Below are 19,606 nucleotides of genomic sequence, written 5' to 3'. Positions count from 1 at the left end.
GAGGTAAAGAGCAATGCGTTCACGATATGTACAAATTATAGGAAGAAATAATATGAAATATTGCATTTTATATTGTTACATCCAGATTTTATGTTAAATTCTTGAATGGAATATTAAAATAGGGGGCAAGGATATGAACAAGAAATCAAAGATCAATAAAGTGATGCTTAGCATTAGTACAATGGCTTTATCGCTAGGCGCACTTCAAACTCATGCAGCAGCGGAAGAAAAAGTACCGTATAACGTGTTAAAAACGAAACCGGTTGGAATTGAAAAGTCGGTAGATGAAGTTGGACATATTTCAAAAGTTGATGAAACTTTATCATTTCAAGAACGTTTAAAAGTAGGAGATTTTTCACAGCGACCAGCATCTATTACGAAGAAAACTGCAGTAAAGCAGGTTAAAGAAAGCTATTCAATGGCTGATTTAAACAAAATGAATGACCAAGAATTAGTTGAAACGTTAGGCAGTATTAAATGGCACCAAATTACAGACTTATTCCAGTTTAATGAAGATGCAAAGGCTTTTTATAAAGATAAAGGAAAAATGCAAGTCATTATAGATGAATTAGCTCATAGAGGTAGTACATTTACGAAAGATGATTCAAAAGGAATTCAAACGTTTACTGAAGTGCTGCGTTCAGCTTTTTATCTTGCATTTTATAATAGTGAATTAAGCGACTTAAATGAAAGAAGCTTCCAGGATAAATGTTTACCTGCTTTAAAAGCAATCGCAAAAAATCCAAACTTTAAGCTTGGTACAGTTGAACAAGATACAGTCGTATCTGCGTACGGTAAATTAATTAGTAATGCTTCAAGCGATGTTGAAACGGTTCAATATGCATCGAATATTTTAAAGCAATACAATGATAATTATACTACTTATGTAAATGATCGAATGAAGGGACAAGCAATATACGATATTATGCAAGGTATTGACTATGATATGCAGTCGTACTTAACTGAGGCTCGTAAAGAAGCGAATGAAACGATGTGGTATGGAAAAGTAGATGGGTTTATTAATGAAATAAATCGTATTGCTCTTCTAAATGAAGTAACGCCAGAAAATAAATGGCTCGTTAATAATGGCATTTATTTTGCTAGCCGTTTAGGGAAGTTTCATAGCAATCCAAATAAAGGATTAGAGGTTGTTACACAAGCAATGCATATGTACCCGCGCTTAAGTGAACCGTATTTTGTTGCGGTAGAACAAATTACAACAAATTATAATGGTAAAAATTATAGCGGGAATACAGTAGATTTAGAGAAAATACGTAAAGAAGGAAAAGAGCAATACCTACCAAAAACGTATACATTCGACGATGGATCAATTGTGTTCAAAACAGGAGATAAAGTATCAGAAGAAAAAATTAAGAGACTATATTGGGCTGCGAAGGAAGTAAAGGCACAGTATCACCGTGTAATTGGAAATGACAAAGCGTTAGAGCCAGGAAATGCGGATGATGTATTAACGATCGTAATTTATAATAGTCCAGATGAATATCAGTTAAATAGACAATTGTATGGATATGAAACAAACAACGGTGGAATTTATATTGAAGAGACAGGTACATTCTTTACATATGAGCGTACACCAGAGCAAAGTATTTATAGTTTAGAAGAGTTATTCCGTCATGAATTTACTCATTATCTGCAAGGGAGATATGAAGTTCCTGGTTTATTTGGAAGAGGAGATATGTATCAAAATGAAAGGCTAACTTGGTTCCAAGAAGGAAATGCAGAGTTTTTCGCAGGATCTACTCGTACGAATAACGTTGTACCAAGAAAGAGTATAATTAGCGGATTATCATCTGATCCTGCAAGCCGTTATACAGCAGAGCGTACACTATTTGCTAAATACGGTTCTTGGGATTTCTATAATTACTCGTTCGCATTGCAGTCTTACTTATATACGCATCAGTTTGAAACATTTGATAAAATTCAAGATTTGATTCGTGCGAATGACGTGAAAAATTATGATGCATATCGTGAAAATCTAAGTAAAGATCCTAAGTTAAATAAAGAGTATCAAGAGTATATGCAGCAGTTAATTGATAATCAAGATAAATATAATGTACCGGAAGTAGCAGATGATTATTTAGCTGAACATGCACCGAAATCGTTAACTGAAGTGAAAAAAGAAATTAGTGATACGTTGCCTATGAAAGATACAAAAATGACAAAACATAATTCTCAATTCTTTAATACATTTACATTAGAAGGTACGTATACAGGTAGTGTCACAAAAGGTGAATCAGAAGATTGGAAAGCAATGAGTAAAAGAGTAAATGAATCTTTAGAACAATTGGCGCAAAAAGAATGGAGTGGCTACAAAACTGTTACAGCATACTTCGTCAATTACCGTGTAAATAGCTCAAATCAATTTGAATATGATATAGTCTTCCATGGTATCGCAAAAGATGAAGGAGAAAATAAAGCTCCAACGATTAATATAAACGGCCCTTATAATGGACTTGTAAAAGAAGGTATTCAATTTAAAAGTGATGGCTCAAAAGATGAAGATGGAAAAATCGTTTCTTATTTATGGGACTTTGGAGATGGAAGCACAAGTGCAGAAGTAAATCCAGTGCATGTATATGAAAGAGAAGGTTCATATAAAGTAGCGTTAATAGTAAAAGATGATAAAGGGAGAGAGAGCAGAAGCGACACAACGGTTACGGTTAAAGATGGAAGTTTAACAGAATTAGAACCAAATAATCGTCCAGAGGAAGCGAATCGTATTGGGCTAAACAATACGATAAAAGGTAGCCTTATCGGCGGGGATCACACTGATGTTTATACATTTAATGTAGCATCAGCGAAAGATATCGATATTTCCGTTTTAAATGAGTATGGAATTGGGATGACGTGGGTACTTCACCATGAATCAGATATGCAAAATTATGCTGCTTACGGTCAAGCAAATGGAAATCATATAGAGGCAAATTTTAATGCAAAACCAGGTAAGTATTACTTGTATGTATATAAATATGATAATGGTGATGGAACATACGAATTATCAGTAAAATAAGTGCTTTTCCAATGTATGTTTAACTTTACTTTTTGTGGAAAATAGTATATTATATAGATATATAATATATCGGTTATTTACTAGGAGGAGCCTGTCACAATAGGCTTCTCCTGTTCTTTTTTAGGTGGCCTGTCTTACAGGCTTTTCTTTAAAGAATAAATAACTGAAAATTAAGAACAATAATCTTTGAAAGAGGTGGGGCATACACATAACAAAAAAGGGATTGTTTAAGAGAGGGGGATAAGAAATGGTTTTGTTTGGTTATCCACTTGAGACAATTTATTTATATGGATTTATTATTGCTACTATACTCACTGTGATTTATATCTTTTTTGGGGATATATTTGAATCCATATTTAGTTTTGGAGGCGGATCGGTATCCGTTGTTACTTTATTACTTAGTTTTTTCGCTATGTTATGTGGACTTAGTTATATAGGAGAATATTTATTTTCCTTTAATAGTATTCTTATTTTCGTGGCTGCATTTGCTATATCCTTTATTGGTGTATTCATAATGAAAATATTAATTTTAAAGCCGATTGCAGAGGCTGAACAAAATACTGTGCAACGTATGGATGAATTCATTGGTTGCAAGGGAGAAGTCATTACGACAATTCCTACAGAAGGATTTGGTGAAGTATTAATCTCCTCCCAATTTGGAAGTAATGCAATTCCAGCTAAAACAATTGGGAAAAAAGATATTTCACAAGGAACTGAAGTTATTATCGAGGGAGTCCAAGATGGTGTTTTGCTTGTACAAAACATCGCTTATTCTTTAAAAAAACCAAAATTATAAGGGGGAATTTACATGACGATTCCATTAATTATTGGTGGAGTTTTACTCGCAATTTTAATTCTACTCATTTTAGTATTCATTACGAAGTATCGAACAGTTGGACCAGATGAAGCGTTAATTGTTACAGGGAATTGGCTTGGTGGTGGGAAAAATGTAGTTACCACTGATGATGGAAAGAAGATTAAGATTATTCGCGGTGGCGGTACATTCGTAGTGCCAATCATGCAAAGAGCAGAACCTTTAAGCCTACTAAATTACAAGTTAGAAGTGGGTACACGTGATACGTATACGAAGCAAGGTGTTCCAGTTACAGTAAATGGTGTTTCTATTATTAAAGTAGGTTCTACAATTGAAGAAGTATCTACAGCAGCTGAGCAATATTTAGGAAAAGAAACAGAAGAGTTAAAGGTAGAAGCAAAAGAGGTTTTAGAAGGTCATTTACGTGCGATTTTATCCTCTATGACAGTAGAAGATGCGTATAGTAATAGAGAGCAATTTGCGCAAAAAGTGCATGAAGTAGCTTCTACAGATTTAAAGAAAATGGGTCTTCGCATCGTTTCCTTTACAATTAAAGAAATCATGGATAAGAACGGTTACTTAGATGCACTTGGTCAGCCACAAATTGCGACGGTTAAGCGTGATGCAACAATTGCAAATGCAGAGCGTGAAAAGGAAGCTCGTATTGAAAAAGCTCGTGCTGAGAAAGAAGCGAAAGAAGCTGAATACCAACGTGATGCCCAAATCGCTGAAGCTGAAAAACATAAAGAATTAAAAGTACAATCTTATAAGAGAGAGCAAGAACAAGCTCGTGCAGATGCGGATCTTTCTTACGAATTACAACAAGCGAAAGCGCAACAAGGTGTTACAGAAGAGCAAATGCGCGTTAAAATCATTGAGCGTGAGAAACAAATTGAATTAGAAGAAAAAGAGATTGCGCGTCGTGAAAAGCAATACGATGCAGAAGTAAAGAAAAAAGCAGATGCAGATCGCTATGCTGTTGAGCAATCAGCGGAAGCAGAAAAAGTAAAACAAATTAAAAAGGCAGATGCGGATCAATATAAGATTGAGGCTGAAGCGAGAGCGCGTGCGGAAGAAGTACGTGTGGAAGGTTTAGCGAAGGCGGAAATCGAAAAAGCGCAAGGTCAAGCAAAAGCGGAAGTACAAAAAGCACAAGGTACGGCAGAAGCCGATGTTATTAGGTTAAAAGGTTTAGCAGAAGCAGAAGCGAAACAAAAAATTGCAGAGGCATTTGAGTTATATGGCCAAGCGGCAATTATGGATATGGTACTTAAAATGCTTCCAAGTTATGCGAAGGAAGTTGCAAGTCCGCTTAGTAATATTGATAAAATCACAGTTGTCGATACAGGCGGCGGTGGTAAAAATAGCGGGGCCGGAAAAGTTGCGGGCTATGCGACTGACTTAATGGCAACGATGCAAGAAACGTTAAAGGCTTCTTCTGGAATTGACTTAAAAGAGCTATTAGAAGGATTTGCAGGAAAAGGAGCAGTACAACAATTATCAAGTGATAAACCTGTTGTATCTGTAGTAGAAGATGAGAAAAAAGAAGTAGAAAAAGATAAAGAATAATAAGGTGGAAAGAACCTCTAGTAAGTGAAATACTAGAGGTTCTTCTGTGAATTATAATATTTCGAATAATATACATTTTTATATATTGTTTTAATTATTTAATTTATATAGAATGAAAAAGATATGTATCAATTCTTTATGATGTAGAAAAAGATAGAGAGTCTCATCGATACATTTAAATCGTATTATTTTTATAGAAAGATTAAATGTTAATTAATTACATTTAAAACGGTATGGAGGGGTAGAAGTATGTTTCAAGGGAAATTAAGGAGTAGTAGTTTAAAAACAAAGTTACTTGTATCATTTATTATTATTTTAGTTCTTCCAAGTATTGTAATTGGTTGGACGTCTTATCAACAGGCGAAGACGAATTTTAATGAAACGATTTTAAACTCGGCGAAAGATAATATAAAAATTTTGGATAATGTAATTAATAAAGAATTGGATAGTAAAAAAGTAGATGCAACTTATTTTACGAAATTATTCACACAATCAAGTTACCAAGCAGATCAAATTCAAAACATACAAAATAAACTAGAAGAATACAATAAACTGCATCCAGAAATGGAAGCAATCTATACAGGATCTAGTAATGGACAGTTCATTCAATCACCAGCTATTCAGATGCCAGATGGATATAATCCTACAGAAAGAGATTGGTATAAAGAGGCCGTGAAGAAAAGTGGAGAGGTAATTGTAACTGCTCCATATAAGTCAAAAACGACAGGGAATATTGTTATTACACTAGCAAAACAAAACGAGGATAAAAGTGGAGTTCTTGGGATTGACTTAATCATTAATAATATTGTTACTACTTCCAAGATGGTTAATATCGGTAAGGAAGGATATGTAGCGATATTTGATCAAGATAAAAATGTAGTAGCGCACCCGAAAATGAAGCCAGGAGAGAAATTAGAAGAGAAACTTAGTAAAGAATTGTATAAACAGGAAGCTGGGGATTTTCATTATTCATTAGATGGTGAAGATCGCAATATCACTTTTAAAACGAATAAGAAAACTGGGTGGAAAATAGCAGGAATTATGCCTTCCAAAGAAATTATTGAAGCGGCTGAACCTATTTTCTATAAAACAGTAACTGTTCTTGGAATTTCACTAATAATCGGTGGGATTGTAATTTACTTCATAATTGCGTCTATTATTAAACCGTTAAAACAACTTGTCATATCATCGAAGAAGATTAGTGAAGGTGATTTAACAGAATCAATTACAGTTCATTCTAAAGATGAAATTGGACAGCTAGGAGAAAGTTTTAACGAGATGGCTGCATCGTTACAAAGTGTCATTTCCAATATAAACACTTCAGCAAGTCATGTAGCGGCATCTTCAGAAGAATTAACAGCTAGTATGAAGCAGACAAGCGAAGCGACGGAACAAATTACACAGGCGATAGAGCAAGTATCAAGTGGTGCAGAAATACAAACGAAAGAAGTTGAAGAAGGAGCAACATTGTTAGAAGAAGTTACAGAAGGAATTCAGCGTGTTGCAGATAGTTCTTCATTAGTATCTACAGCCTCTATGTATACGAAGAAAAAAGCTGAAAATGGTGGGAAGTTAGTTGAACAAACTGTGAATCAAATGCAATTAATTCATGAGTCTGTTTCACAGTCAGACAAAATCATTGGTTTGTTAGACGATAAGTCGAAACAAATTGGAGCAATCCTTGAAGTGATTCAACATATTGCAGAACAGACAAATTTATTAGCGTTAAATGCGGCAATTGAGGCTGCGAGAGCTGGAGAGCAAGGAAGAGGATTTGCAATTGTAGCAGATGAAGTGCGAAAGCTAGCAGAACAATCAGGACAGTCTTCTACGGAAATTGGGAAACTAGTGAAAGAGATTCAATTTGATATAAAAGAAACAGTAAGCTCTATGAATCAAGTTGGAGCAGAAGTACAATCAGGACTTGTAGTTGCAAATGAAACGAAGCAAAGCTTTGCCGAAATATTGAAGTCTACAAATGATACAGTTGTACAAATTGATAGCATGGTAGATGTAGCAAAACAAATGACGGTAGATGCAAAACAAGTAAGTGCATCTATTAATGAAATTGCAGCCACAATTGAAGAAAATGCAGCAAGCGTTCAAAATATTGCTGGTTCTTCAGAAGAACAATTAGCTTCAGTAGATGAAATAAATGCAGCAGCAGTCCATTTATCACAAATGGCAGAAGAATTACAAGAGATGATTAGTAAGTTTAAAGTGTAATAACGAATATTAAGAAACGAGGTAATAATTTTACTTCGTTTCTTTTTTTATGAAGAGAAAAAGAAAGAAATATAGAGTAACCGTGTTATGATTAAGTATAATTAAAGAGACTGTATATTCTTTAAATTCTATCTTTAATCATGTTAGGGGAATGGTTTTGAAATTAAAAAAATTAAAACTCCAACCGAGAATTACATTAACTATTAGTACACTTATTTTAGTGGTACTTCTGCTAACGAGTTATTTATTTTATTACATATTATCTGAAACGGTAGAAGAGCAAATTGGGAAACGAGCTTTGCATGTTGCGAAAACAGTTGCCGCGATACCAGAAATTCAGGAAGCTTTTCAAAAAGAAAATCCAGCTTCTATTATTCAGCCAATCGCAGAAAAAATTCGAATTGATACAGAGGCTGACTTTATTGTAGTTGGAAACAAAGAGGGGATTCGTTATGCGCATCCTGAGCGAGATAAAATAGGAGAAAAAATGGTTGGCGGAGATAATAAAGGCGTTTTATTAGAAGGGAAATCTTATGTTTCTAAAGCTAATGGATCATTAGGCCCTTCATTGCGTGGGAAAGTCCCAGTCCGTAACCAGGAGAATGAAATTATTGGTGTGGTGTCTGTTGGGTTTTCAATGGCTGATATTCATGGAGCAGTAGAAGTGTATGGAAAGCGGGTATTTTGGATTACAATAATAGGTCTTTTAATTGGGATAATTGGCTCTATATATTTAGCGGCAAGCATAAAAAGAATGATGTTCGGGATGGAACCAGAAGAAATTTCATCTTTATATGAAGAGCATAGTACAGTGATTCAATCTGTACGTGAAGGGATTATTGTAATCGATAAAAATGGCATGATTAGTTTAGTCAATCAAGCAGCTTATGATATTCTTTCGCTAGATAAACAACAAAATATTATTGGGGAATTTATTTTAAATGTAATTCCTAATTCAACGATACTAGATGTACTTCAAACTGGTGAAGAACAGTTTGATCGCCAATTAAATATAAAAGGACAGGCTGTTATTGCGAACCGTCTACCTATTAAAGTAAAGAATAAAGTAACTGGCGTTGTATCGAGCTTACGTTTGAAATCTGAAATGGATCAGTTAACAGCAGAATTATCTCAGACGAAGCAATATACAGAGGCATTACGAGCGCAAGCGCACGAATATAACAATTTATTGTATACGCTTTCAGGTCTTATTCAATTAGAATCATACGAAGATGCTTTAGAGCTTATTCATAAGGAAACAGCGGTATATCAAGATTTTGTTCAATTTATTATGAAGCGGATTCAAAATCCATGGCTAGGTGGAATTTTAATTGGATTTTATAATAGAGCACGAGAGTTGAAGATTGATTTTATGTTAGATAGAGAAAGTGGTTTAGAAAAATTAAGTCCACATATTGAGAGTAATTATGTCGTTTCTATTTTAGGAAATTTAATTACGAATGCATTTGAAGCAATTGAAAAAAATGAAGAGAATGATAAGAAAGTAAGGATGTTTGTAACTGATATTGGAGAAGAAATATTAATTGAAGTGGAAGATTCAGGACAAGGGATTCATGATGAAATAATTACTAGCATATTCTATAAAGGCTTTTCGACGAAAGAAGGAGGAGAGCGAGGATATGGATTAGCAAAAGTGAAAGAGTTAGTAGAAGATTTAAATGGAAGTATTGCAATTGAAAAAGGGGATTTAGGTGGTGCGTTATTTATTATTGCACTACCGAAAGAGAGAGGCGAATAGTAATGGGTGAGGAGATTGAAGTATTAATTGTAGAAGATGATATTCGGATTGCTGACATTCATCGTCGTTTTACTGAAAAAATTGAGGGATTTAAAGTAATTGGAACGGCAACGACTGGAGAACAAGCGAAAGAATGGCTAGAGCTTGTGAAGCCACAGCTTGTTTTATTAGATGTGTACTTACCTGATATGCAAGGAACGGAACTTGTCACATATATTAGGCAGCATTTGCACGATACAGATATTATTATGATTACAGCGGCATCGGAAACAGATGTAGTGAGGCACGCCCTGCGGGGCGGAGTAACAGATTATATCGTAAAGCCACTAATGTTTGACCGATTTAAAGCAAGTCTGGAAGGCTATCAAAAAAAGATTATACAGTTAAAGAAAAATAATCAATTATCTACGGAGCAAATTGAATATTTATGGTCTCAAAGAGGGGTGAAGGGAGATCAAATAGAATATGCCCCGAAAGGGATAGATCCTTTAACTTTAGCGAAAATAAAAAAGCATATGTTAACAGTTAATGAAGAAGGGATTACAGCAGAGGTGCTAAGTTCAATGGTAGGCGTAAGCCGATCAACTGCAAGGCGTTATTTAGAGTATTTGATATCTGGGAAGAAAGTCCACGCAGAGCTAATATATGGAAGTGTTGGGAGACCGGAGAGACGTTATTTTCTTGTTTCTTCATAATAAAAAACAGTAGAGGATTTTATTCCTTCTACTGTTTTTTTTGCATCTTATATTGGAATAATCCCAATTACAATTCCGGTAATTAACATAACCATTGTCGTTCCAACGGCCCACAATAAAGTGAAGCGTTGATGTTCACCGAAATCAACTTTGGCCATTCCGACCAATAAATAAGTGGAAGCGACAAGAGGACTTAATAAGTGAACGGGTTGCCCGAGTAAGGAAGCGCGTCCCATTTCAGCTGCACTAATTCCGTAAGTAGCAGCAGCTTTCGTCAAAATAGGTAATACCCCAAAGTAAAATGCATCATTAGACATGAAAAATGTGAATGGCATACTGAGAAGTGCTGTAATAACTGGCAATTGTGGTCCAAGTGCATCTGGTATAAGAGTTACTACACTGTTAGCCATTGCATCTACCATTTTTGTTCCAGATAAAATACCAGTGAAAATACCGGCAGCAAATACGAGAGAAACAACTGCTAATACATTCCCAGCATGAGAAGCAATACGTTCTTTCTGTTGCTCTAAGTTTGGGTAGTTAATCATAACAGCGATAGCAAAAGCGACTGTAAATAAAACAGGTAACGGCATAACTTCTAGTATGAGACAGACAAGTAATGTGGCGGTTAATAAAAAGTTAATCCATAGAAGTTTAGGGCGTTTATGCACTGCTGCTTCGACAGTTGCAGCTTGCTCATCCATTGTTTGCATTTGTTTTAAATACTGTACATCCATAATTCCTAAACGTTTTCTTTCTTTTTTTCCAAGATAGTAGGCAACGAAAACAACCCAAATTGCACCAGCAATCATTCCTGGAATAAGAGGTGTAAATAATTCGGAAGCCTCAAGTCCAAGTGCGCTCATAACACGAGCTGTCGGTCCACCCCAAGGTGTAAGATTTGTTACCCCTGCCCCTAACATAACAACTCCAGCTAATATGAGAGGGTTCATTCCAAGGCGCTTATATAGTGGATACATTGCGGAAACTGTAATCATGTATGTTGTTGTACCATCACCATCTAGAGAAACGATAATAGTCAATATAGCCGTTCCGACAACGATTTTTAAAGGATCTCCTTTTACAAATTTTAAAATCTTACTAATGACAGGATCGAATAAACCGCTATCAATCATAATCCCAAAATATAAAATAGCGAACATAAGCATAATACCAGTAGGTGCTAATTTTTGAATTCCCTCTAACATCATAGGCCCCATATTTGCATAAAATCCTCCAATTAATGCGAAAGTAATTGGAATTAATATTAATGCTACTAGTGCTGACATACGTTTCGTCATAATTAAAAACATAAAGACAAATACCATCGCAAATCCAAGTAGTGCTAACATGTAATCTCCCCCTCAAAAATGATTACGCTTTCAAAATAAAATAAAAATTCAGAAAAAAGTTTTTTTGTTTATCATAAAAGCATCTATTTGAAAGGTAAATAATTTGAAAAATAACATCATTAGAAGCATAATTTTTATTTTGGTCATTTTGTTCACGGTAGTTAATTTGAATTTTTAAAAAGTAAGCTGCTTCTCATAAGAATGGTAGAATAAGATGAAAATAGTGAAGTGTGAAATAGGGAGTAGATTTTATATGAAAACAAGAATGGAAGAGATTTGTAGTTCTTATGAAGGAAAAGTAGAGGAGATTTTTGTTAATGAATCTTCTTACGTATATGAGTGGGAAAAATTAATGATGATCCGAAAAAGTAACGGTGAGCTTGAAAAGGTTGCAGTCGGGATTAGTGGAAATATAAGATTGGTAAATGTAGAAGTTGGACAGGAAATTAGTGCGGATACATTATTAGTTAAATTAGAAGATGATTTGTTAATTACAGGTTGCGAGTGATGAGAGATGTGTAGAAATAACTACACATCTTTTTTTGTTTCCTATATTACAAAAAGCACATTGTTTTTTCACAAATCTCACACAACCTTTTGGTATTCTTTTCGTGGAGTATACGGTTTCTAGGGAGGAATATTGATGAAAGTAAAATATGTCGTACTTGCTATATGTTTATGTTTCGTATTTACGGTAGTCGGGTGTGGGAAAAAGGAAACAGCAGCTGTTGCCATTGATGAGAAACATGATAAATGTGATATTTGCCAAATTGGGGTAACAGATAATCAATTTGCAACAGAAATTATTTTAGAAAATGGAAAAGCGTTAAAGTTTGATGATATCGGTTGTATGTATAAATGGATGGAGATCAACTCAGATGAAAAGACGAAAGAGAAATTTGTCCGAGATTATGATTCGAAAGATTGGATTTCGTTAGAAGACGCTACTTACGTATATGATAAAACAATAACGACACCGATGGCTTATAATGTCATCTCATTTAAAAATAAAAAAGATGCAGAGAGCTTTGTATCTAACTATAAGGGGAAAGTTCTTTCGTATAAAGAGCTAGCAGAGCATAAATGGGAAATGAATAAAGAGATGATGGGGAAACCGAAGGCAGGAAATCATGGTGGACATCATTAATAATAGAAAAAGACAACTATATAGTTGTCTTTTTCTATTATTACTCAGGTGCAAATATAGAAAAGGTGTAAAATTTTTAGAAGAACGGTTACAATGGAATATAGTAACCTAAAGCAATCATTTATCCCGCATTAACGGGCGGTAAGATCCCCACCTCAAAATTTAGTGAAAGCAAAGAAGTTAGGTGGAGTCGGGCTGCCCGTAAAAGCCCAACTGGTGTGGGCTAATAATTAGTGGTGGATGAACAAAACCCCCACTAATTAAAGTTTCACTTTATGTACTTTTTAGAAATGTATACAAATGCGGTAAAAACGTGCTAAACTAATTGCTTCATAATGTTAATGATGGGGCCATCAGGCGTATCATTTCAATAGGTTGAGAAACATAGTATAAGCTTAAGATAATCCGATTAAAGAAGGAATCTAAAGGGCTTATGGATAAATGTACTCAAGAAGAGTTATTGTATGTGATGGAGGAATGGTTAAGAAAACATTATCTTTCATAGGAGCTGTAGTTGTGAGAAAACAAAAAATTTTATTATGTATTTTATTAGGACTTTTAATGACGGTAGTGGCTTGCGATAAGCAAGAAGAACCAGAATCGAAACCGGTTCATGTGAAAAATGAGAAGAAAAAAGAGAAGCATAAAGAACAGGAAGAATCTAAAGAAGAGAAAAGTATAAATTTAATGGACAAACAGTTGTTACTTTCAGCTACTCTTGGAGACACAGAGACAGCTATGAAGTTGATTCAGGATGGAGCGAATATAAACGTAGAAGGTGACAACGGAGAAACGCCTGTCCTTGCAGCGACGTACCAAAATCATGTAGAGACAGTTAAAGCATTAATTGGTGCAGGTGCTAATATTGAAATTAAAGATGAGAAAAAAAGTAATCCACTTCTTTATGCAAGTAGAGAAGGATATACGGATATTGTAAAAGTATTAATTAATGCAGGAGTTAATACGAAAGAAACGACTAGGTCAGGTGGGACAGCACTTATTTCTGCATCTGAGCGTGGCCATGTAGAGGTTGTTAAAGAATTATTAGAGCATACAGATATTGATGTGAATTATAAAAATGAACGTGGTGGAACAGCGTTATTAGAAGCAATTGTATTAGGAAATGGTAGTGAAAACCATAAGAAAGTAATTCAATTACTTATTGATCACGGTGCAGATGTAAACATGGCTAACAAGGAACATTTGACACCACTGCAATACGCTGAAAAAAGAGGTTTTAAAGATATTGTAAATATGTTGAGGGTAGCTGGAGCGAATGAAGTAGTACAGCCACAACAACCAGTAGAGTAAAAAACGAAAAATAATCCCATTTAGATAGACAGAATGAAGAAATCAGTTAGTATGATGGATTCAGTAATGTGTATTTGAATGGGATTTTTATTTTGAACATGAAAAATAGATTATGAATGGATGGTAAATGGAGTAAATAAGGAGGCAACCTTATTTGGCAATTGTAAAAAATGAAAAAGTAGTTTCTATTTGTTGCAGTGCCAGAAGTACGCCCGTAGCTGCTGAGGCAAGTGTGGAAACTTTAGCTGAGTTTCAAGGGAACGGATATGGTACTGATGTTGTTACAGCCTGGGCCATATCAATACAAGAGAAAAGGCGCATTCCACTTTATAGTACTGCTTGGGATAACTTTAGTTTGCAAACAAACTAAAAATCATTAACTATGGAATGAATTTACATATTGATTGGATTTTAAGTATTGTTTCGTTTTATTTATTTAATATTTTAATATATATATTAATGTAAATAATGATATGGTGAATATTAACATTCGATTAACACCTAATTAACAATCTATCAAAACTGACTTAATAAATGCGTAATATAGTAAAGGTAACAAAATAACTAGGGTAGAGAACATTTGAGAACACCCACTTACATATAATGTGCCACTTTCTTAGGTGTGCTCTATTCCCTAGAGTTCAAATAAGGAGAAAGGCGTTCTATGTAAGTAGGTGTTTTTAGTTTGGATAAAAATAGAACAGTTAGGTGGAATAAATGTTTAAAGAACCTTATATTGCGATGATAAAGGATTGGAAAGGATACAAAGCATACAAAAAATTGCCGAAAACAGTTTTTCTTATGACTGGTTCAATGCTGGAATTACCAGAGCGTGTATATGAATTGCAGAAACATGGACATGATGTATTTCTTCATTGTGATTTTATACAAGGCTTAAATACGAATACAGAGGAAGCGCTTTTGTATATTCAAGATGTTATCGGGGCACAAGGTATTATTTCAACAAAGGGTTCAACAATTCGAAATGCTAATAAAATTGGATTGAAAACAATTCAACGTATTTTTATTGTAGATACTTTATCTCTTACTAAATCAATTGAAAATTGTAAAACGACTAAACCAAATGCAGTAGAGATTATGCCGGGGATTATGCCTTCTATTATTAAGCAGCTAGTAGAGGAAATAGAGTTTCCTATTATTGCAGGAGGGCTGATTCAAACGCGAGAAGATGCGGAAATTGCAATTCGTGCAGGGGCAAGTGCGATTTCAACAAGTCATTATGAAGTATGGATACAAGAAGAAAAAAGGAGTGCAACCTTGTGATTGAATTGAAAAATGTTTCAAAGGTATATAAAAATGCAGAAGAGACAGCGGTTAAAGGCGTATCGGTTCATATTAAGAAGGGTGAATTTTTTGTTTTAGTTGGACCTTCGGGATGCGGGAAAAGCACATTATTACGAATGATCGCTGGCTTAGAAGAGATTTCTTCAGGAGATTTAATTATTAATGAACGTGTTGCAAATGATCTAGAGCCGAAAGACCGTAATCTATCAATGGTATTTCAAAATTATGCATTATATCCACACTTATCTGTAGAAGAAAATATTTTATTTGGACTTAAGGTAAGAAAAGTACAAAAAGAAGAGCGACAAAAACGATTAATGGAAGCTATTGAAATGGTAGGACTGAAAGAGTATGTGAAAATGAAACCAGGCCAATTATCAGGCGGACAAAGACAGCGTGTTGCACTTGCCAGGGCAATTGTGAGTCAAGCGCCAATCTGTTTAATGGATGAACCACTTTCGAATTTGGATGCGAAATTACGTGCGCAAATGAGAATTGAAATTAGAGAAATTCAGCAGCGATTAGGAATTACGATGATTTACGTTACCCACGATCAAATAGAAGCGATGACTATGGGTGATCGTATCATGGTTTTAAATAAAGGAAGTATACAGCAAGTTGGAACACCACTTAACATATATAACGAACCAGCAAACGAATTTGTTGCAAGCTTTATAGGTTCTCCTTCTATGAATATAAATGATGGGGAAGTAAATAAAGAAAAAGGTGTATTACATATAGGACAATTGCAAATTCCATTATCTATTAGACAGTTAAAGCAATTACCAGAAGGAACAATTCGCATAGGCATGCGCCCTGAGCATATTGCACTGTCTGAGGAGGGACAAGAAGTGACGTTGCAATCTGTAGAAGTATTAGGGAATGAATCTATATTGAACTTTGCGGTAAATGGAACAACTTGGAGTGCGAAAGTTATAGGACAGTTACTCCTGAACAAAGGTGACAAAGTAAAATTATTATTCTCGCAAGAAAAGTTATGCTTCTTTAACGAAAACACGAATGAACGCTTAAAAGTGGTAGCTGAAGAAGAGTTGAAAGTGGTGGCGAAATAATGATCGAAGTAAGTAAGTTACCAGTTCAAACAAAGGTGTCAAAAAAGAAAAAATTATGGGAGAGAACGAAAGATTTAAGAATAGGATTATTGTTTTTGGCGCCATCTATTTTGCTATTTTCGATTTTTCTGTTCTATCCATTGTTTAGGACGATTTATTATAGTTTTTATTTAACCGATATACATGGAGAAGCTAATCTTTTCGTTGGCTTAGAAAATTATCAATATTTATTCTCTGATCCAGCCTTCTACAAAAGTATAAAATCAACTTTATTATTTGTTTTATATACAGTTCCTACGAGTATTATATTTGCTTTGTTTCTTGCATTGATTGCAAATGGAAAGGTAAGAGGTATTGGGTTATTCCGAGTTCTGTTTTCTTCGACGATGGGAATATCAGTAGCTGCTAGTGCAGTGATTTGGCTATTTTTATTTCATCCAAGTGTAGGATTATTTAATAATATATTAGCCTCTATGAACCTTCCTGCAATCGCATGGTTAACGAGTCCGGACTGGGCACTATTCTCTGTATCAGTTACAACAGTTTGGGTGAATACAGGTTTTGCATTTTTAGTTATATTAGGTGGTTTACAAAATATTGATACGTCTTTATATGAGAGTGCATCTATAGATGGCGCTAGTTATTTATATAAGCTTCGCCGTGTTACATTACCGATGCTATCACCAACTTTATTCTTTATTGTAACAGTAACATTAATTAGTGCGTTCCAAAGCTTTGGACAAATTGATATTTTAACGCACGGTGGACCAAATGATGCAACGAATTTAATTGTGTACTCGATTTACAAAGAGGCGTTTGTGAATCATCAATTTGGAACAGCAAGTGCACAAGCGATGGTATTATTTGTTTTCATTTTCGTTGCTACATTACTTCAATTTAAGTTTGCTGAGAGAAAGGTGCATTATAAATGATTGTTAAACAGTGGAAACAAAATTTCCTATTATACATGCTACTCATTATTAGTACAGTGATGGTATTTTTTCCTGTACTGTATGCATTTTTAATAAGCTTTATGACACCAGACGATATTCAAATGAGAAGGTTATTTCCGACCCAGTTTACTTTTGATAATTTCATTAATATTTTTCAAAAAGTACCGCTTTTTACATACTTATATAACAGTTTAATTGTATCGACAGTCGTTATGATTGGACAACTTATCGTATCAAGTTTAGCAGCTTATGCTTTTGTTTTTCTTCAGTTTAAAGGGAGAAACTTAATTTTCTTCCTGTTTATTTCAACGATGCTTATTCCGTGGGAAGCAACGATGGTGCCTAACTTTTTAACGATTCAAAACTTTGGCTGGATCAATAGTTTCGCCGGGATGACAGTGCCGTTTTTTGCAACAGCTTTCGGTATTTTCTTGTTACGTCAACATTTTATGACACTCCCGAATGAACTGAAAGAAGCTGCTTTTATTGAAGGGATTGGAAATATAAGATTTTTATTCAGCGTTGTAATACCGTATTGTAAAACGAGTTTTATTACGCTTGGAGTATATAGCTTTTTAACAACATGGAATATGTATTTATGGCCACTTTTAGTGACCACTGATGAAAAAGTAAGAACAGTGCAAATCGGTGTAAAGCAGCTTCAGTCTCAAGAAGTTGCAACTGATTGGGGAAGCGTAATGGCCGGTGTTACGGTTATCGTTATTCCAACATTGATTTTACTATTTTTAGGGCAAAAGCAATTACAACAAGGATTAACAAAAGGTGCAATTAAATAACTAAGAGAAGGTGAGATTTAAATGAGTCTAGTTAAAAAAGGTGCTGCTCTATTAATGGTAGCAACAATGGCATTATCTAGTGCAGCTTGTTCAAATAGTAAAACAGAGGGAAAACCTGAAGCACAGGCAAAAGTAGCACCAGTTGAAAAAAATGGTGATAAAACTGTAATTCGCTTCTGGCATGCGATGGGTGGAAAAACACAAGGAGTATTAGATGGTCTTGTTGCAGACTATAATAAGTCGCAAAATAAATATGAGATAAAGGCAGAGTTCCAAGGGACATATGAAGAGTCTTTAACGAAATTTAGAACGATGTCTGCAACGAAAGAAGCGCCAGCTCTTGTTCAATCGAGTGAAATTACAACGAAATATATGATTGATAGTAAAAAAATCACACCAATTGATAGCTGGATAAAAAAAGATAAGTACGATACGTCAAAATTAGAAAAAGCAATTACAAATTATTATTCAGTTGATGGAAAAATGTATTCTATGCCATTTAATTCATCTACACCAGTATTAATTTATAATAAAGATGCTTTCGCAAAGGCGGGCTTAGATCCAGAGAAAGCTCCAAAAACATATGCGGAATTACAAGAAGCAGCGAAAAAGTTAACGATTAAAGAAGGCGGAAATGTAAAACAATATGGATTCTCCATGCTTAACTACGGTTGGTTCTTTGAAGAATTGTTAGCGACACAAGGTGCTTTATATGTAGATAACGAAAACGGTCGTAAGGATGCTGCAAAGAAGGCGGTATTCAACGGTAAAGAAGGACAGAAAGTATTTGGAATGTTAGATGATTTAAATAAAGCTGGCGCCCTTGGAAAGTATGGAGCAAGTTGGGATGATATTCGTGCCGCGTTCCAATCTGGACAAGTTGCTATGTATTTAGATTCTTCAGCAGGTGTTCGTGATTTAATCGATGCATCTAAGTTTAATGTAGGTGTTTCATATATTCCGTATCCAGAGGATTCGAAACAAAATGGTGTTGTTATTGGTGGAGCATCATTATGGATGACGAATATGGTTTCAGAAGAAACGCAACAAGGTGCTTGGGACTTTATGAAATATTTAACGAAGCCAGACGTACAAGCAAAATGGCATACTGCAACAGGTTATTTCTCAATTAATCCAGATGCATATAATGAGCCATTAGTAAAAGAGCAATATGAAAAATATCCACAGTTGAAAGTAACAGTAGATCAATTGCAAGCGACGAAGCAATCTCCAGCAACACAAGGGGCTTTAATTAGTGTATTCCCAGAATCACGAGATGCAGTTGTAAAAGCATTAGAAGCGATGTATGACGGGAAGAATAGTAAAGAAGCGTTAGATGAAGCTGCCAAAGCAACAGATAGAGCAATTAGCATTTCAGCTCGTACGAGTCAAAAATAAGAGAAAGCCGTATCCTTAAAAGGGATACGGCTTTCTTTATAGGGAGATAAGGGATCAAAGAAATGATGAAGTCTTATCTCTTTTATATGAGTAAAGGGTCTAGAGTGAATGTTGTCCTTTTCATTATTTATTTAACTCCATTGCGACTTGTTTACCATTTACGAAAACCTCTACTA

The 19,606-nt window shown here is 34.8% G+C and carries 15 protein-coding genes and 2 pseudogenes; 16 read left to right on the top strand and 1 reads right to left on the bottom strand.

The annotated features are described in order from the left end of the window. Positions 1-133 precede the first annotated feature (133 nt). From colA to M1D66_RS24400, 7 genes and pseudogenes are all read left to right on the top strand, one after another. On the top strand, positions 134-3,031 hold the full coding sequence (colA, locus tag M1D66_RS24430; RefSeq protein WP_242554877.1) for a collagenase ColA: 2,898 nt from the start codon (positions 134-136) through the stop codon (positions 3,029-3,031). A 247-nt stretch (positions 3,032-3,278) separates the two neighbouring features. Continuing rightward, positions 3,279-3,827 (top strand): NfeD family protein, encoded by a 549-nt coding sequence (locus M1D66_RS24425; RefSeq protein WP_000242441.1) that lies wholly within the window; start codon positions 3,279-3,281, stop codon positions 3,825-3,827. A gap of 12 nt (positions 3,828-3,839) precedes the next feature. Next, the gene (locus M1D66_RS24420) at positions 3,840-5,414 is read left to right on the top strand and encodes a flotillin family protein (RefSeq protein WP_000155019.1); all 1,575 of its coding nucleotides are present in this window, start codon (positions 3,840-3,842) and stop codon (positions 5,412-5,414) included. 249 nt (positions 5,415-5,663) lie between these two features. Next, a pseudogene (locus tag M1D66_RS24415) lies at positions 5,664-6,650 on the top strand (cache domain-containing protein); the annotation flags it as partial. 42 nt (positions 6,651-6,692) lie between these two features. Next, complete coding sequence (locus M1D66_RS24410; protein WP_370445030.1) at positions 6,693-7,640, top strand: methyl-accepting chemotaxis protein; 948 nt, start codon at positions 6,693-6,695, stop codon at positions 7,638-7,640. Between the two features lie 151 nt (positions 7,641-7,791). After that, the gene (locus M1D66_RS24405) at positions 7,792-9,399 is read left to right on the top strand and encodes an ATP-binding protein (RefSeq protein ID WP_144596991.1); all 1,608 of its coding nucleotides are present in this window, start codon (positions 7,792-7,794) and stop codon (positions 9,397-9,399) included. 2 nt (positions 9,400-9,401) lie between these two features. Further along, positions 9,402-10,094, top strand: a complete 693-nt coding sequence (locus M1D66_RS24400; protein WP_086384844.1) for a response regulator — start codon at positions 9,402-9,404, stop codon at positions 10,092-10,094. Positions 10,095-10,141: 47 nt separating this feature from the next. Here M1D66_RS24400 and M1D66_RS24395 read toward each other — a convergent pair whose 3' ends face one another. Further along, positions 10,142-11,446, bottom strand: a complete 1,305-nt coding sequence (locus M1D66_RS24395; RefSeq protein WP_242554876.1) for a CitMHS family transporter — start codon at positions 11,444-11,446, stop codon at positions 10,142-10,144. Positions 11,447-11,699: 253 nt separating this feature from the next. On the opposite strand from M1D66_RS24395, the gene M1D66_RS24390 reads away from it, so the two are divergent. The 9 genes and pseudogenes from M1D66_RS24390 to M1D66_RS24350 all read left to right on the top strand — a co-directional run bounded on the left by M1D66_RS24390 (position 11,700) and on the right by M1D66_RS24350 (position 19,430). Next, positions 11,700-11,954: a hypothetical protein gene (locus M1D66_RS24390; protein WP_086384846.1), complete on the top strand. Its 255-nt coding sequence runs from the start codon at positions 11,700-11,702 to the stop codon at positions 11,952-11,954. Positions 11,955-12,089: 135 nt separating this feature from the next. After that, on the top strand, positions 12,090-12,593 hold the full coding sequence (locus tag M1D66_RS24385) for a nitrous oxide reductase accessory protein NosL (protein ID WP_000865665.1): 504 nt from the start codon (positions 12,090-12,092) through the stop codon (positions 12,591-12,593). A gap of 441 nt (positions 12,594-13,034) precedes the next feature. Continuing rightward, positions 13,035-13,904: an ankyrin repeat domain-containing protein gene (locus tag M1D66_RS24380; RefSeq protein ID WP_000287336.1), complete on the top strand. Its 870-nt coding sequence runs from the start codon at positions 13,035-13,037 to the stop codon at positions 13,902-13,904. 142 nt (positions 13,905-14,046) lie between these two features. Next, positions 14,047-14,309 (top strand): annotated as a pseudogene (locus tag M1D66_RS24375) (GNAT family N-acetyltransferase); the annotation flags it as partial. A gap of 312 nt (positions 14,310-14,621) precedes the next feature. Beyond that, positions 14,622-15,188, top strand: a complete 567-nt coding sequence (locus M1D66_RS24370; RefSeq protein ID WP_000472003.1) for a glycerol-3-phosphate responsive antiterminator — start codon at positions 14,622-14,624, stop codon at positions 15,186-15,188. Then, entirely contained in the window at positions 15,185-16,282 is a 1,098-nt protein-coding gene (locus M1D66_RS24365) for an ABC transporter ATP-binding protein (protein ID WP_000571390.1), read from the top strand. Before M1D66_RS24370 ends, M1D66_RS24365 begins: the two co-directional genes overlap by 4 nt. Further along, positions 16,282-17,214: a carbohydrate ABC transporter permease gene (locus M1D66_RS24360; RefSeq protein WP_000573797.1), complete on the top strand. Its 933-nt coding sequence runs from the start codon at positions 16,282-16,284 to the stop codon at positions 17,212-17,214. The genes M1D66_RS24365 and M1D66_RS24360 overlap by 1 nt, the downstream gene beginning before the upstream one ends. Then, positions 17,211-18,032, top strand: coding sequence for a carbohydrate ABC transporter permease (locus tag M1D66_RS24355; RefSeq protein WP_086384849.1), 822 nt, complete (start codon positions 17,211-17,213; stop codon positions 18,030-18,032). The genes M1D66_RS24360 and M1D66_RS24355 overlap by 4 nt, the downstream gene beginning before the upstream one ends. Before the next feature lie 21 nt (positions 18,033-18,053). Beyond that, positions 18,054-19,430 carry an ABC transporter substrate-binding protein gene (locus M1D66_RS24350; RefSeq protein WP_000060602.1) on the top strand — a complete coding sequence of 459 codons (1,377 nt, stop codon included), beginning with the start codon at positions 18,054-18,056 and terminating at the stop codon, positions 19,428-19,430. Positions 19,431-19,606: the final 176 nt, after the last annotated feature.

This window comes from Bacillus sp. PK6-16, assembly GCF_056530295.1.
The sequence above is the reverse complement of the archived record's forward strand: the minus strand, read 5'-3'. Positions and strand labels throughout refer to the sequence as shown.